The organism is Polyangiaceae bacterium (assembly GCA_020633205.1).
GTDB lineage: Bacteria > Myxococcota_A > Polyangia > Polyangiales > Polyangiaceae > JAHBVY01.
Genome location: JACKEB010000011.1, coordinates 474,205 through 489,739, shown reverse-complemented (window position 1 = coordinate 489,739; position 15,535 = coordinate 474,205). Strand labels below are relative to the sequence as shown.

Genomic DNA, 15,535 nt, shown 5'->3' with positions numbered 1-15,535 from the left:
ACGACTGAGTTAACCGACTCTGAGCGCCTTCGCCCCTGGAAATACGAGGGAGTTGTGGAGGCGGCGGAACGGCCCGCAGGGGGCGGGCGCAGAGGCGGGTGAGCGTAACCGAAATGAGGACGATCACGCAGCGGGCCCTCACGATGCTCTTCAGTAGAAGGCGCAGGCCGTACTGTATCCAATGTTCCAAGCGAAGGCCGAGACTAGCCAGTTACCGCGCGGTAACTTAGCTAGCGACCCCATTCAAGCCCGCCCATCGCGGGCCGTGGGATGCCGCCGCGCTCTACGACTGAGTTAACCTCAGTCTTTGAGAGACTCTGAGCGCCTTCGCCCCTGGAAATACGAGGGAGTTGTGGAGGCGGCGGAACGGCCCGCAGGGGCGGGCGCAGAGGCGGGTGAGCGTAACCGCAATGAGGACGATCACGCAGCGGGCCCTCACGATGCTCTTCAGTAGAAGGCGCAGGCCGTACTGTATCCAATGTTCCAAGCGAAGGCCGAGACTAGCCAGTTACCGCACGGCAACTTAGCTAGCGACCCCCATTCAAGCCCGCCCTTCGCGGGTCGTGGGAGCCGCCGCGCTCTACGACTGAGTTAACCTCAGTCTTTGAGAGACTCTGAGCGCCTTCGCCCCTGGAAATACGAGGGAGTTGTGGAGGCGGCGGAACGGCCCGCAGGGGCGGGCGCAGAGGCGGGTGAGCGTAACCGAAATGAGGACGATCACGCAGCGGGCCCTCACGATGCTCTTCAGTAGAAGGCGCAGGCCGTACTGTATCCAATGTTCCAAGCGAAGGCCGAGACTAGCCAGTTACCGCGCGGTAACTTAGCTAGCGACCCCATTCAAGCCCGCCCATCGCGGGCCGTGGGAGCCGCCGCGCTCTACGACTGAGTTAACCTCAGTCTTTGAGAGACTCTGAGCGCCTTCGCCCCTGGAAATACGAGGGAGTTGTGGAGGCGGCGGAACGGCCCGCAGGGGGCGGGCGCAGAGGCGGGTGAGCGTAACCGAAATGAGGACGATCACGCAGCGGGCCCTCACGATGCTCTTCAGTAGAAGGCGCAGGCCGTACTGTATCCAATGTTCCAAGCGAAGGCCGAGACTAGCCAGTTACCGCGCGGTAACTTAGCTAGCGACCCCCATTCAAGCCCGCCCATCGCGGGCCGTGGGAGCCGCCGCGCTCTACGACTGAGTTAACCTCAGTCTTTGAGAGACTCTGAGCGCCTTTACCCCTGGAAATACGAGGGAGTTGTGGAGGCGGCGGAACGGCCCGCAGGGGGCGGGCGCAGAGGCGGGTGAGCGTAACCGAAATGAGGACGATCACGCAGCGGGCCCTCACGATGCTCTTCAGTAGAAGGCGCAGGCCGTACTGTATCCAATGTTCCAAGCGAAGGCCGAGACTAGCCAGTTACCGCGCGGTAACTTAGCTAGCGACCCCCATTCAAGCCCGCCCATCGCGGGCCGTGGGAGCCGCCGCGCTCTACGACTGAGGCATCCCTTCGCGGGTCGTGGGAGCCGCCGCGCTCTACGACTGAGGCCGCCTGAGTTAAGATTTGTCCTTCTTGAACAGCTTGCCCCAGATCTGACCGATGTCGGCGTTTAGCCCGCCCTTTCCCGGAGGTTCCGAGGTCTTGGGTGGGGGCCCAGACGGCTTGACCGAGTGACCTGTCTGGCGCCGCATCTCGTACAGGCGGACCTCGCGCTGCGCGTCGACATGACGCGGGTTCTTCTCTAAAACCCAGCGGAAGTCCCGGATTGCAAGCTTCACATTGTCGGCGCGCTTGTGGAGTTGCCCGCGATACCAACGGCAACGCAAGTTCTCGGGCTCCTGTGCGACACAGCGGTCCAGCAATACGATCAGATCGTCGTAGCGGTTCTGCTCCAGCCGCTCTGGGAGCTGGCTCGTCACCCAAGCGTAGAAGGCGAGGTAGTCAGCTTGCTCGGGGTCATCGTCCGCCGCCTTCTTCGCCAGCTCCGCGGCACCTGCGAGGTCGCGCTTCTTGAGTAGAACTTCGGCCTTCTGAAAGCTCTGGGCAGCGCGCAGGACCTGCTGCACCTTCTCCTGCTCATCTGCGCTCGCGCCGCCCTCGCGCATCAAACGCTCGTACTCGCCACGCCGCTCGTCGTCGGTGAGCACCTGGTTCGCTTCGCTGATGCGTGCGAACACCTTGTTGACCTGCTCCCGCAGCATGGGCAGCTGAGACGCGACCTTGTCGGGGTGGAAGCGCTTGGCGAGCTGAAAGAAGGCGCCCTGGATCTCGGTCGTACTGGCGGTCTCCGGCACGCCCAGCATCTCGTAGTAGTTCTGCTTGTCGATGACGGTGAAGCGGTCCATCACCTCGCGTCTGAGTTCCTTCGCCTCTGGGGAGAGGTCCCCAGCAGCCGTTTCCGCGGGGGTATGCTCGCTAGGCTTCATGCTGCGCGGCTCACCCCGCGGACGACTCGGCTCTGGCCGCCGAGAGGACGCGGGGCCTGCCTCACCCCCGATGGGGTCGCCAGAGCCCTCCCCCAGATCGAGATGCCGCGTGATGAACAGTACGAACACCAGACGCTTCAACGTTTGCGCGTCGACGAGTTCGGCGCGCATCAGCGACGAAACGGGTTGAGACTTGGCTCGAACCACGTCGATCACGGAGTTTTCCGCGTTGTTCAGGCCAAACTTTTTGATCGCCGCGTCGGGGTGAAAACGCAGGGGGCGCTCACCAAGGCGCTGCAGCGCGGCATCGACTAGGTGATTCGGCCCAAAGCGGCGCACGCCCCGCCACAGAGCCGCCAAGGGGCGAATTGGCGTAGGCTCACCACCATATCCCTGCAGAAAATCGACGTCCTGATAGAAACCGTATGCGGTTGTTTCGGGCAGACCGCACATCCACTCGACCTTGCGCGTCACCTGCTCTTGGAGAGACTTGATCAGTTGCTCGCGCGTCAGCGCCCCTTGTTCCAAGAGGAGCTGCCCGAAGAGCTTCTTCTCCGAAACGACCCGAGATAGCGTGGTGGCTTCAATGTTGTCGTCGATCAGCCCTTGCTCCATGAGCAAGCGGCCGAGGTAGATCACCGCGTCCGACGTGCGCGCCTTGGCGGGCACGCCGCGCACGAAGCTCAGCGCGCTCTTTGCGCCATCAGGGGTTTCCAGCACCAAGGTTCCGCTGAGTTCTCGGTCCAGGATGTAGACCAAGAGATTGCTGAGCGGCGTCTTGGAGAGGACGCCGGAGGCAACTGGCCGGGGCGCGCTCATGGGTCTCAAAGCCTACAGCGAGCATTCCCGGAGGTGGCGATGTTCTGCGCGGTCCGGACGAAATCGCTCCGGGCGCCGCGGATTCGCCGCGCAGAGCAGGCTTCGCCCAAGAGCCCTCGGCACCTTCCTTACACCGTGAAGCGAGGCGTCGGGTAGTCGCACACTGGAGGGGCTTGGCGTAGGCTGTCCCCATGTCTCGAGCCCATCTGTTGGTGGTGGATGACGAAGTCGCCATCTTGAGCACGCTGAAGAAGGCGCTGACCCTTGAAGGTTACTCGGTGGACGTGGCTGGGGGCGTCGGCTTGGCGGCTGAGCGGCTGAGCCGCGGCAGCTACGATCTGATGATCCTCGACGTGGCGCTGCCGGACGGTGATGGCGTCGACCTGCTCGAACGACTACGCAACGAGGGCAACGACACCGCGGCTATCATGATGAGCGGACACGCGACGATCGACGCCGCGGTCAAGGCAACGCGCCTCGGCGCGCTCGACTTCTTGGAGAAGCCGCTCTCCACCGACCGCTTGCTGCTGGTGGTTGAGAACACCTTGCGACTGCTGCGCGCGGAGGCCGAGGCTCAGGAGCTGAAGGCCGAGGCCGGTTACTTCGATGAGCTGATCGGCGAGAGCCGAGCGATGGAGGAGCTGCGCGCACAAATCGGCAGAGCCGCAAGATCCCAAGCCAGCATTCTCATCACCGGTGAGCGGGGCACCGGCAAAGAGCTGGTTGCTCGAGCCATCCACCGAGCGTCGCCTCGCAGCTCCGGCCCTCTCGAGAAGCTGAACTGTGCGGCGGTCCCGAAGGATCTGATCGAGAGCGAGTTGTTCGGACACGAGGCGGGAGCTTTTACAGGAGCAACCAAGCTGCGCCGCGGCAAGTTCGAACGTGCGAGCGCTGGCACGCTATTCCTCGATGAGGTCGGCGACATGCCCCTCGACATGCAGGCCAAGCTGCTGCGCGTGCTGCAAGAGCATGAGGTGGAGCGAGTCGGCGGGAGCGAGACCTTCAAGGTCAACGTACGCGTGGTGGCCGCTACCAATCGCAACCTGGTGGAAGCCTGCAACGAGGGGCACTTCCGACCCGACCTGTATGACCGCCTCAACGTCGTGCCTCTCGCGCTTCCGCCGCTCCGAGCCCGGCGCGAAGACATTCCGCTACTCGCCGCGCGTTTCCTTGCGGCAGCAGCAAAGCACAACGACCGCCCTGGAGTGCGCCTTTCACCGGAGGCCGTGGAGAGCCTGGGGCGGCACTCGTTTCCTGGCAATGTGCGGGAGCTGAAGAACCTGATCGAGCGCCTGGTGATTCTCAGCCCGGACGACACCGTTACCGGAACTGACGTGGAACACGCGCTCGGAATGGGTGCTCAACCAAAAACAGCCGGGCTCTATCGGCCGGACGTGCCCTTCCGGGTACTCGTGGAAGAGGCGGAGCGAACCATTTTGGAGGAAGCCCTCGCTCACCACTCTGGCCAAATGGCGGCGACGGCACGCGCGCTCGGGCTGGAGCGCTCCCACTTGTACAAGAAGGCCAAGTCCCTCGGACTGCGGGACGAGTAGTCCCTGCGTAGGCGTGTCCCAGACAGGCGTACTAGCCGACCTTGGGCAACGTGCCGCTGGACAAGTTCATCAGCCGTCTCGCCAGCGTAGCGCGCATTGGTCGACTGGACGACTCCACGCGGAGCACTTGGCGCACCCGTTGGTCCAACTGGGGCAAGCCCTCGAACAGCGTCTTGAGATAGTCGTACGAGAGCGTGAGCGGGCCATCCAGTACCAACACGACGCGTGAGTGCTCAGCCACCGCGGGCAGCAACACGCGGCTCCGAAAGCGTGCTGGAGGCAGCGTCCCCACAGGACACGTGCCGCCGTCGAGCACGCTGACGTACTCAGCCAGCTCGATGCGCACTTCCGATGCGCTGGTTTCGCGGACGCCCAAGATCATCGTGCCAACACTGCCCCTTACACCAAACACAGTCGCGCCAGAGACAGCGACCGCGCCGTCCCAACGACTGCTCCAGGCCTGCTAACGACCGTCCAACGTACGCGCTGTAGCGCAAACCGACCTGGTTCTCGTCATGAGGCCGACAAAGCTGTGACCGCCGCTCGAGACTGGGGACAATGGCTAGGTGTCGTCCCCAGCAAAGGAACTCGCTGCTCGTTTGTCTGCCGGGGAAACGCCGGACGATGAGGCTTTCGACCAACTCCTGCCGACGCTGCAGCGCGCTCACTCGCGGCAGTATTGGACCCCGGTGGCGGTGGCCTGCCGCGTCGCGGAGTGGCTCGTCGAGCAGCGCTGCAGGCGCTTGCTCGACATTGGCTCCGGCGCCGGAAAGCTCTGCGGGATCGTGGCGCTGAAGACCGAGCTCAGCGTAGTGGGGCTCGAACACCGCGCGGACCTGATAGACTGCAGTCGTTCCCTCGCGGAATCTCTCGGTGTCGCGGCGCGCGCGACCTTCATCCATGCGGCGCTGGGCGAAGTCGCCCTGCCGGCGGTCGATGCGTACTTCCTGTACAACCCATTCGGGGAGAATCTGCTGGGCAACGACGGGCAGATCGACCAAAGTGTAGACTTCAGCGAAGCGCGCTTTCGCCAAGACGTGCGCCTCGTTCAGGGGTTACTGCGACGGGCACCCCAGGGGACGTGCCTGATCACCTACAATGGCTTTGGAGGTGTGATACCTCCCGGATATGTGGACCAGCGTGTGGAACGCCACGGCTTGAACGATCTCGTCCTGTGGCGCCGAGATGGACCAGCGTAGGACGGAGCCAAGGTGCGGCGGAGCCAAGATGCGGCGGAGCCAAGATGCGGCGGAGCCAAGGTAAACAGTTGCTTCGCGGAAATGTCTTCCAACCAAGGCGGCAGGACAAATTCGTCCGGGCCCACGAGCCGAAGTCGGCTTGAACAGAGAATATGGGGCGCTTGTGGCAACGAATGACTGGTCGCGTTCCTCGCCCTCAAGGGTGCGCACAAAGCGCCGTTCCTTCTCAGGAGACTCCCGATGCCGACTCACATCGCCACCGCGATAGCACCTCGCCTGGACACGGTGCTCGACACCTTGGTCCTGCGCCTCGACCGGCAGGAACCGGTGTTGATTCTCGCCTTCGCCTCACCTGAACACCCCCTCGGGGATGTCCTGGATGGTGTCGCGACGCGCTTTCCTGGTGCGCAAGTTCTGGGTGCGTCGTCGGCGGGTGAGTTCACGGAGCAACGAGAGGCGAAGGGCGCAATCTCACTGTTTGCGTTGGCTGGAGACTTCCGCATCGAGACGGGACTCGGCATCAGTTTGACTGAAGACCCCGAAGCCGCGGTCCGAAGCGCCCTGGGCGAGTCGACGCCAGACAGCGAGTACCCCAACGAGACCGTGATCATGCTGTTGGATCCACTCACCGGGCGCGGTGAGGAGGCGACGTTGCTAGCAGCCTCGTTGCTGGGTCCGTCAGTGCCCCTGGCAGGCGGCGCGGCTGGAGACGACCTCGCGATGACGAGTTGCCAAGTCGGCATTCCTGGGCGCTCGGGAAGCGACGCGGTGGCCATCGCGCGCGTGCGCAGCAGACGCCCCCTTGGCCTTGGCGTAGCCCATGGTCACAGTCCGCTCGCCGGGCCGTTCCGGGTGACACGCGCATCGGGCAGCGTGATTCACGAACTCGACGGCAAGCCGGCGTTCGAGGTGTGGGCCGAAGCAACTAGTCAGGACGCGCGCACCCGGGGGATGGATCCGCTGCTGCTCGAAGCGGACCAACTTGGTGGTTTCCTCCTACAGTATGAAGCCGGTCTGCCCAACGGAGACGAGTACAAGGTGCGTGCCCCGCTCTCCAAGAACGAAGACGGCTCACTCAACTTCGCCTGCGGAGTCGCCCAGGGGGCGCAGATCCACGTGATGCAAGGGCGACCCGAACAGCAGATCAGCAGCGCGCAGCGTGCGGCGGCAGCGGCCCGCAAGGACTTGAAGGACGAGGTAGCGGGCGCGCTCGTGTTCGATTGCATCTGCCGAAACCTAATCCTCGGGGAATCCTTCAACGAAGCCCTCGCAGAGATCTCCAAGGAGCTCGGCGGCGCGCCGCTCGCAGGCTTCGAAACCTACGGAGAAATCGCGCTGGCCGCAGGCGATTGGTCCGGTTTCCACAACACCACCAGCGTGGTGCTCGCGTTTCCCCGTTGAAAGCATCCGAATGAGCGCATCCCACAGCTTCGCAGCCCGCCCGCGCATCGACGCTTCGACACTCGTCGAGCTGCTTGCGCCTGCGTTGGGAAAGCAAGCAGCGCAAGAAGCAGTGGACCATGCCCGCATGGTCATCGGGGAAACGCGCCCCGACCTGAGTCGCGATCAGGCGTTGCACCTACTTGAAGTCGTCGCGGAGCAGCCGGGGCTGGTGGGCATCACCGGGCGCTTCGCCAAGAGCCGCGTGCTCTTGCAGTGGAAGTAGGGCGCTTCCTCGGCTTTCCTACGGCGCGCCCTCCCCCCCAAAATCACGAGTTGCTGCCGTCGACCCTACAAACGCGAAAAGGCCCCCGGAGTTAACCGAGGGCCTTTCGCGTCGGAGCTAGCGGCTCACTTCTTGGCGAGGCGAGCTTCGCGCTCCTTCACTTGCTCCTTCACCTTCTCGACGATCTGGCGCGGGCAAGTTGAGTAGTGGCTGAACTCCATCACGAACTGGCCGCGGCCAGCTGTCATGGAGCGCAGGTCACCGATGTAGCCGAACATCTCGGACAGCGGGCATTCCGCACGGATATGCACGTTGGTAGCGCCCGGCTCCTGGCTCTTGATCATGCCGCGGCGGCGGTTGAGGTCGCCGATGACGTCACCGACGTTCGCGTCGGGCACGTAGACGTCGACCTTCATGATGGGCTCGAGCAGCTCGGGGCCACACTTCGGCATCGTCTGGCGGTAGGCGGCACGCGCGGCCGTCTCGAACGCCATCTGCGAAGAGTCGACGGCGTGGAAGCCACCGTCCCGCAGCGTGACCTTGATGTCGACGACGGGGAACCCACACTGCGGGCCCTTGTCGAGCATCATCTTGAAGCCCTTCTCGACGGACGGGATGAATTCCTTCGGAACGTTACCGCCGACGACGTTGGACTCGAAGATGAAGCCTTCACCCTGCTCGAGAGGCTCGATGGTGTAGTCGATCTTCGCGAACTGACCGGAACCACCCGTCTGCTTCTTGTGGGTGTAGCTGTCGTCGGTGGCCTTCGTGATGGTCTCTCGGTAGGCAACCTGGGGCTCGCCCACGGTGGCCTCGACCTTGTGGGTGCGCTTGAGGATGTCGACCTTGATGTCGAGGTGAAGCTCGCCCATGCCCTTGAGGATGGTCTCGCCAGACTCCTGATCCACTTCCACGTGGAAAGAGGGGTCCTCGGCGACCATCTTGGAGAGCGCGTTGCTCAGCTTCTCGCTGTTGGCCTTGTCCTTGGGCGTCACGGCGACGGAGATAACCGGATCCGGGAACACCATGGGCTCCAGGGTCGCGGGCTGCTTCTCGTCGCACAGCGTGTGGCCGGTGCGCACGTTCTTGAGACCGACGATCGCGATGATGTCGCCAGCCTGAGCCGAGTCCACCATGGTGCGATCGTTGGCGTGCATCTCCACCATGCGGCCGATACGCTCGGTCTTGCCCGTGGCGGTGTTCAGCACGGTGTCACCCTTGTTGATCTTACCCGAGTAGATGCGGGTAAAGGTCAGGGCACCGAAGCGGTCGTCCATGATCTTGAACGCCAGCGCGCGCAGGGGCTTGCTGGGATCAACGATCGCGAACTCACCCGTCTCGTTGCCTTCCAGGTCAACCTCGGGCTGCGGGGGAACCTCGGTGGGGTTCGGCAGGTAGTCGACGACGGCGTCGAGGACTTGCTGCACGCCCTTGTTCTTGAAGGACGAACCGCAGAACGTCGGGAAGAACTTGAGCTCGATGGTGCCCTTGCGGATGCACTTCTTGATCGTCTCGACGTCGGGCTCTTCGCCGCCGAGGTACTTCTCCATCACGTCGTCGTCCATCTCGACGGCCGACTCGATCAGTTCCGCACGGTACTTCTCGACGTCGTCCACCATGTCGGCGGGGATGTCTTCGACCTTGAAGTTCTCCGGGAGCCCGGAGTCGTCCCAGACGTACGCCTTCTTCTCGAGCAGATCGACGATGCCCTTGAACTCGCTCTCGATGCCGATCGGCAGCACCATGACCACGGGACGTGCCGCGAGCACTTCCTTGATCTGCTTCACCACGCGGTAGAAGTCAGCGCCCATGCGGTCGAGCTTGTTGACGTAGATGATGCGCGCGACCTTGGAGTCGTTCGCGTAGCGCCAGTTGGTCTCCGACTGGGGCTCAACGCCGCCGGAACCGCAGAACACACCCACGCCGCCGTCGAGCACCTTGAGGGAGCGGTACACCTCGATGGTGAAGTCCACGTGCCCGGGAGTGTCGATGATGTTGAAGCGGTGCCCCTTCCAGAAGCACGTCGTGGCGGCGGACTGAATCGTGATGCCGCGCTCCTGCTCCTGCTCCATGAAGTCGGTCGTGGCGGCACCGTCGTGCACCTCACCGATCTTGTGGATCTTGCCGGTGAGCTTCAGGATGCGCTCGGTGGTCGTGGTCTTGCCCGCGTCCACGTGGGCGAAGATCCCGATATTGCGGTATAAACTCAGGTCCGTCATGGCTTCTCGATTTCGCGCCGACCAGGCGCAAGGTTCAGGGGCTGTTGGGGGGAGACTCGACTGACTGTGCGCCTAGGGCGATCCAGTCGGGCACACCTTCTAGCGGTTTGGTGTGGGTTACTTTTGGGCCGCGCTGACACCAGCCGCGCGTTGGATTCGGTCACGCGCGGTTCCGCCAAAGGGCAGGAAGGGGCCGCGTCGTGGCGCCGGGACGTAATCGATCTTGGGCCGACAGTCCAATGCAGTATCCAAACCGCGGAGCCGGGAGCACTGCGATCGCCGCACGGATGTCGGCCAGGGCGCGAAGCGTGCTAGGCGACGGCTCATTTTGACTAGTCATTTCACAGAGTTAAAGAAGCAACTCGGGTCGTGGCTACACACCCGCTCAGAGCTTCGGGCAGCCATGTCCCAGCTCATTGGCCCGCCGGATTTGGGGGGGAGGGGTGGAGTCCTTGGTGAGAGCGCGACGGGGCGCGCGTGACCTCAGGAGACATCGCCCATCTCCCGCGTGACCTGAACCAGCACGTAGGGCTGCACGACGATGGCCGTCCAGGCGGCGTCCGCCGTATCCGCCCAACGCGACCGCTCCTGACGGCTCGGTTTGCGCAGGTGCCCAGCCTCGATCAGGCCGTGGACGCGCTCCACGTCGTCCAACGCGACCGCAACACCGCACTCCACCAAGCTCACCTCGGCCGCCACCACGAACACCGCGTCCCGCACCAAGTGTGCTTTCAAGTCGCTGAAAAACACCGGCCCAACCGTCTCACTCAACCTCGTGCGGATCGCCGTCTCTTTGTTCATGGGTTCGGACATCGGGCCCAAGCATGAACGCACCGACCGCATGGCACAAGTCGGCCTGACACGTACTCCGCCTGACCTGGGCACAGCTCGGTCCCATGACCTCCAAGCGCTCGCTTCCGCACGGTTTCGCCTGATTCGATGACAAGCCGCGATCCGAACCGCTAAGCTCTAGCGGTGATGAAACGAGTCTTGCCAACGTTGATCTGCTGCCTCGCCGTGGGTTGCACCAAGGCCCCACGCGGAGCCGAAGCGCCCGGCGCCGCGCAGCCAGCCAGCGCTCAAGCGAGCGGGCCCCAGCTCCTGCTGCAACCGCAGCTCGTCCGCCAACAAGGCGAGCCAACCTTCAACGGCACTGCGTTCTTCTTGACCACTGGCAAGCACGCGCTGGTCGTGTCCTCAGCGCACTTCATCACCGAGAAGATTGACGCATTCAATTTCTGGAGCATGCAAGGCAAGCCGCTGTTTCAGTCCCGCTACTCGCTATGGGGATTCGACGAACAGGGCACGGATGGCGCCATCCAAGACCTTACGCTGGACTTGATGGTGACCGCTGTTCCCCGCGTTCCCGCGGGCTTTCAGGTGCTTGAAGCCGACCCGCGCAAATACATCCCTCCTGGGGAGCGGGTGTGGCTCCCGAACAAGCAGGAGAGCGCGGCGGGTCACGAACGCGTCGAGGGTCGCATCGTCGAGTGGGATCCTGGCTTCGTGGACGTGGATCTGGACCGTCCCATTCAGTTTCACTCCCAGAGCGGCAGCCCGGTGATCAGCGTCACCTCCGGAAAGGTCGTTGGGGTGGTGAGCCGCGTCGGTGGCAACAGCCGGATGCGACTGACGCCGATTTGGATCGCGCATCAAATGCTCCGCATGTTGGTCGTTGGACCGAAGGACCAGTCTAGGCTCAGCGAGAGCGGGCCAGCTGACGTGGGCTCGTCAGTTCCTCAAGGCAACGCTCCGCGGTCCATCGCGCCTACCTTCGCATGGCCCGACGCCGATTGGTCACTCGTAACGGCGACCAGCAACAAGGACGACCTGTCGTTCGCCAAACAGAACATCCAGGTGCGCAAGGTGGAGAGCGGCGCGCATGTGACCTCGCTGACGGATAGCTCAAGCTACTACGAGTTCGACCTGAGCGCAGATGGCAGCTCGCTCCAGAACTTCCAATTCGCACCCACGTTCCGCAACAGGCTCAGGGCCGACGCCGCGCCGGGCGTGACAGACCAAGACATCGACGCCTACCTCCGCCGTCTTGAAACCGAATACAGCGGCGCATTTGGCTCGTTTTCGGTCAACTGGGTTGGTCAGACGTTCCGCGTGGGGTCCGACTACGAGCGAAAGATCGACGTCAATCTGTTTGGGATACCAGCAACACTCCACGAAACGTTCAGGCTTACGCGTACCCACCGCTGCATGCGTGAAAAGGCCCGTCGATGCGTAGAACTCAAGCTCCGTCGCCAGTATGGTGCCACTGAAATCGCGCGTATCCACTCGGAACTGGCGCTGCGCGGCGACCCGCTCGCAGCGCAAGAGATCCCAGACGTCCGCTACATGGCGAGCGTCAGCTTCGAGGAGCAAGGGATGGTCCCCCACACGCTGGTTACGTGGCGCACTGCGTACACCAGCGAACCCAGCGTTACCTGGAAGCTGTGGTACTTCGCCCACCCAGATCCCGCACGAGAGCGCACGAAGGCGGATTCACGCAAAACGGCTGACAGCGGGACGACGCAGCCGCGACTTCCCAATGACGAACCGATTCCGGCGTTGGGGGTCCCCGTCAACGCTGGCGTTTCCCTCAGGGAGCTCCGCGCGGCGGCAAGACCCCTCTACATGACGGGTCCAGGCCCGGAGGCAGCGCCTGTTCCGCCTCCGCCGGGCGCCCAGGAGATGCTCTACACCAGCGGCGCGCTTCAGCTCCGCGGCTGGCTAGCCAAGCCGAACGCGCCAGGGAACGCGCCGATCGTCGTGTACCTACACGACGCTTTCAGCCCAAGCCCGGCTGACTGGAGCGCGGCGGGCGAGTTCTTGAAGCGGGGCTTCGCAGTGTTCGTCCCCCAGCTCCGAGGTGAGGCGGGCAACCCTGGCGCATTCAGCCTGTTCTTCAACGAAGTAGACGACGTAGTCGCCGCGGGCAACGCTTGCGCCGGACTGCCTGGTGTTGACCCGAAGCGCATCTACCTAGTCGGCCGCGGGAACGGCGGCACCCTCGCGCTGCTGGTGGCGGAGCAACCAAGCCCGTTCGCCGCGGCAGCCGCGATCACCCCCGTAGAGACGACACGGCTAGCCTTTCAGTACCCCCTTGCGATGCCCTTCGACACGAGCGACACGCGCGAACTGGCGCTGCGCGACCCGTTGCGGTTCCCAGGCGAGCTCCGATTGAAAACGTTGATCCTCACCCCCAATCCCGCCCAGCCAGCCGCCGCGTTCTGCACGAAGGTGCCCAGCGGAGGCTGCAGTGTGAGCAAGCTGGGCGAAAGCCCCGCGGCAGATGCGCAAGCGATAGTTACCGCGTGGCAATAACGCTGCGCACGTGCAGTGGCGCAGGCGACATCCATTCCCTGCTAACGCGCTGCGACTCGTGAGTCCCTGAACCAATCAACACAGCGTTTCCTCGTCTCAAGAGTAGAGAGACAGGACAGTTTGTCCCAGACGAAGCGGACAGACAGTTTCCGCCGGACTCCACGGCGATCGCAGTGCTAGCGTAGCTCCAAGGTGTCCGAGCCGAGCGAGCCAGCGTCGGGAGATGTAGCCCGAAACCCCGTCCGCGACGCGTCGGAGCCAGGCGAACCATCCAGATTTCGCTATGCGCTGGGGTTGATTGGCGTCGCCGTCGCATCCGCTGGTTTCGCCATCGTGTTTCGTGCATCCCTCGCGTGGCTGAACAAGACCTTGTTCGGGGCGTCGGACGTGGTCGCCGCTGTGAGCACCCTGAAGCCTTGGCAGCGCGCTTTGATGCCAGCGATTGGCGCGCTGGTGGGCGGCTTCGTATCACGTCTAGTGACCCGCTCCGGCGGAGTCGGCGATGTGATGGAGGCCGTCGTCCTGGGGCGCGTCACCCTCTCGATGCGCAGCACGCTGCTCAAGTCTACTGCTTCCTGGCTCGCGATCGCGAGCGGCGGCTCCCTCGGGCGAGAGGGGCCCTTGATTCAGTTCGGCGGTGCCGCGGGGCAAAGCCTCGGCGGCGCGCTCCGCCTCCCCCTCAGTCAGACTCGGATCTTGATCGCCGCAGGCACCGCAGCCGGCTTCGCCGCGGCCTACAACACTCCGTTTGCAGCAGTGCTCTTCGTGCTCGAAGTGGTGATCGGCGTGGTCGTGCTCGAGGCGTTCTGGCCGCTGTTGATCGCGACTGTGTTGGCCACCAGCATCACCCGCGCAGTAGCTGGCCCTGGGCCGATCTATGGGGAGCACAGCTTCGCCATGAACAGTCGCTGGGAGCTTCTGGCGTTCGCGGGGCTAGGACTCGTGGTCGCCTTGGGCGCGCAAGTCTTCATGCGCTTGTTGCGCTGGGGCGAACACGCCTTCAAACGGCTACCCGGCGGCAAGCCTTTCCGCGTGGCAATCGGCGGGCTGCTCGCAGGCACGGTAATCGCCTTTCTCCCCGAGGTCGCCGGGAACGGCTACGAGCCGCTAAATCAGCTGATCAGCGGGCACTTTTCCGTGACTTTCGTGCTGCTCTTGCTGTTCGGCAAGATGGTGGCGACCACGTCCTCCGTATCCTCAGGCAGCCCAGGTGGTGTCTTCACCCCCACGCTGCTGGTGGGCGGCTCGATCGGCTTCCTGGTTGCGTCAGGCATGGTGCAAGCGGGTTGGCTGCCAGCCACGGCGATCGGGGGCTACACGCTGGTGGGGATGGCTGCGGCGACGGCGGCTACGACCCACGCGCCGCTACTCGCCGCGGTGATGGCCTTCGAGCTCTCTGGGGACTACGCGATCGTGCTTCCGCTGCTCCTGGCCACGGCGCTCGCCGCGGCCTTCTCCCGACGTCTGCGAGCGCAGTCCATCTACACCGCAGAGTTGAGCGACGGCGGAGCCGAATGGCAGCTCACCCTGAGCGGACGCCGCGGCAGCGTGAACGACGGGTGACTTGCGCTCGCCGTGAGCAGCGCTAGACCGCTTTGGGCTGGCTCTGTGCGGGCCGCGACGCCGTTCGATGTTTCCCCGAGGCATCGTAGAGGCGCGCATGCAGGTCTTCGGCCGAAACCATTTCACACAACGGATCGAGGATCTCCAGCGCCATGTCGTGGCGCTCCCGCGACCCCGAGGCGCAGCAGTCTTTGATCACCATCACGCGAAAGCCGCGGTCAAAGGCCGCGAGCGCCGTCGCAAGCACCGCGTAGTGAGTGACCACTCCAGCGATCGCGAGTGTGTCGATGCCCCGCTTGTTCAACCAGTGCCCCAGGTTACTGCTCTCGAAAGGCGAAAGCGTGTTCTTCCAGAAGACATGCTCGTCCGCCGTGGGGATCAGCTCAGGCACCTGAGCGGTTCCAGACGTCCCTCGCTCAAAGGCGGCGCTCTCCATGACGTAGTTCTCGAACGAGCTCAATCGGCCACCGACCAACTCTGGATAGCCAGACTCGAAACCATGGGCCACGAACGCGTAGTGAGGCGCGCCGGGCGGCAGATCCCTGAGCTGCTCGAGTAACCAACCCGCCTGGGAGCGGACGCCCTCGAAGCTAGCGATCACTTCATCGGATTGGCTCACCATGCGCCCACCGCGAGCGCATACATCGTGCTGGAAGTCGATAAACAGCACGGCCGTATCATGAACGTTGATAGACGCCATGTTCCCCCCTCTCCAACGCGGCACCGTGAGGCGCCAACATCCAAGGGTAGCGCGCTCCGGCGAGTCGTAAAAGTCAGCTCCCGAGTCACACTC

Annotated in this window: 11 protein-coding genes; 6 read left to right on the top strand and 5 right to left on the bottom strand. The window is 63.8% G+C overall.

Features of this window, described 5'->3' with window-relative positions:
- Positions 1–1,538: 1,538 nt before the first annotated feature.
- Complete coding sequence (locus H6718_08730; GenBank protein MCB9585469.1) at positions 1,539–3,227, bottom strand: DnaJ domain-containing protein; 1,689 nt, start codon at positions 3,225–3,227, stop codon at positions 1,539–1,541.
- Positions 3,228–3,418: 191 nt separating this feature from the next.
- Here H6718_08730 and H6718_08725 point away from each other — a divergent pair, with 191 nt between their 5' ends.
- Positions 3,419–4,780, top strand: a complete 1,362-nt coding sequence (locus tag H6718_08725; GenBank protein ID MCB9585468.1) for a sigma-54-dependent Fis family transcriptional regulator — start codon at positions 3,419–3,421, stop codon at positions 4,778–4,780.
- 31 nt (positions 4,781–4,811) lie between these two features.
- Here H6718_08725 and H6718_08720 read toward each other — a convergent pair whose 3' ends face one another.
- Complete coding sequence (locus tag H6718_08720) at positions 4,812–5,162, bottom strand: hypothetical protein (GenBank protein ID MCB9585467.1); 351 nt, start codon at positions 5,160–5,162, stop codon at positions 4,812–4,814.
- Between the two features lie 184 nt (positions 5,163–5,346).
- Between H6718_08720 and H6718_08715 the strand changes: the two genes are divergently transcribed.
- The 3 genes from H6718_08715 to H6718_08705 all read left to right on the top strand — a co-directional run bounded on the left by H6718_08715 (position 5,347) and on the right by H6718_08705 (position 7,645).
- On the top strand, positions 5,347–5,979 hold the full coding sequence (locus tag H6718_08715; GenBank protein ID MCB9585466.1) for a methyltransferase: 633 nt from the start codon (positions 5,347–5,349) through the stop codon (positions 5,977–5,979).
- 240 nt (positions 5,980–6,219) lie between these two features.
- Complete coding sequence (locus H6718_08710; protein MCB9585465.1) at positions 6,220–7,380, top strand: FIST C-terminal domain-containing protein; 1,161 nt, start codon at positions 6,220–6,222, stop codon at positions 7,378–7,380.
- Between the two features lie 10 nt (positions 7,381–7,390).
- On the top strand, positions 7,391–7,645 hold the full coding sequence (locus H6718_08705; protein MCB9585464.1) for a hypothetical protein: 255 nt from the start codon (positions 7,391–7,393) through the stop codon (positions 7,643–7,645).
- A 125-nt stretch (positions 7,646–7,770) separates the two neighbouring features.
- On the opposite strand, the gene H6718_08700 is transcribed toward H6718_08705, so the two are convergent.
- Entirely contained in the window at positions 7,771–9,864 is a 2,094-nt protein-coding gene (locus H6718_08700) for an elongation factor G (protein ID MCB9585463.1), read from the bottom strand.
- A gap of 483 nt (positions 9,865–10,347) precedes the next feature.
- Positions 10,348–10,677 (bottom strand): DUF2288 family protein, encoded by a 330-nt coding sequence (locus H6718_08695; GenBank protein MCB9585462.1) that lies wholly within the window; start codon positions 10,675–10,677, stop codon positions 10,348–10,350.
- Positions 10,678–10,842: 165 nt separating this feature from the next.
- On the opposite strand from H6718_08695, the gene H6718_08690 reads away from it, so the two are divergent.
- Both H6718_08690 and H6718_08685 read left to right on the top strand, forming a co-directional pair.
- Positions 10,843–13,179, top strand: coding sequence for a prolyl oligopeptidase family serine peptidase (locus H6718_08690; protein ID MCB9585461.1), 2,337 nt, complete (start codon positions 10,843–10,845; stop codon positions 13,177–13,179).
- A gap of 192 nt (positions 13,180–13,371) precedes the next feature.
- Positions 13,372–14,742 carry a chloride channel protein gene (locus H6718_08685; GenBank protein ID MCB9585460.1) on the top strand — a complete coding sequence of 457 codons (1,371 nt, stop codon included), beginning with the start codon at positions 13,372–13,374 and terminating at the stop codon, positions 14,740–14,742.
- A gap of 22 nt (positions 14,743–14,764) precedes the next feature.
- Here H6718_08685 and H6718_08680 read toward each other — a convergent pair whose 3' ends face one another.
- Complete coding sequence (locus tag H6718_08680) at positions 14,765–15,442, bottom strand: cysteine hydrolase (protein MCB9585459.1); 678 nt, start codon at positions 15,440–15,442, stop codon at positions 14,765–14,767.
- Positions 15,443–15,535 lie beyond the last annotated feature (93 nt).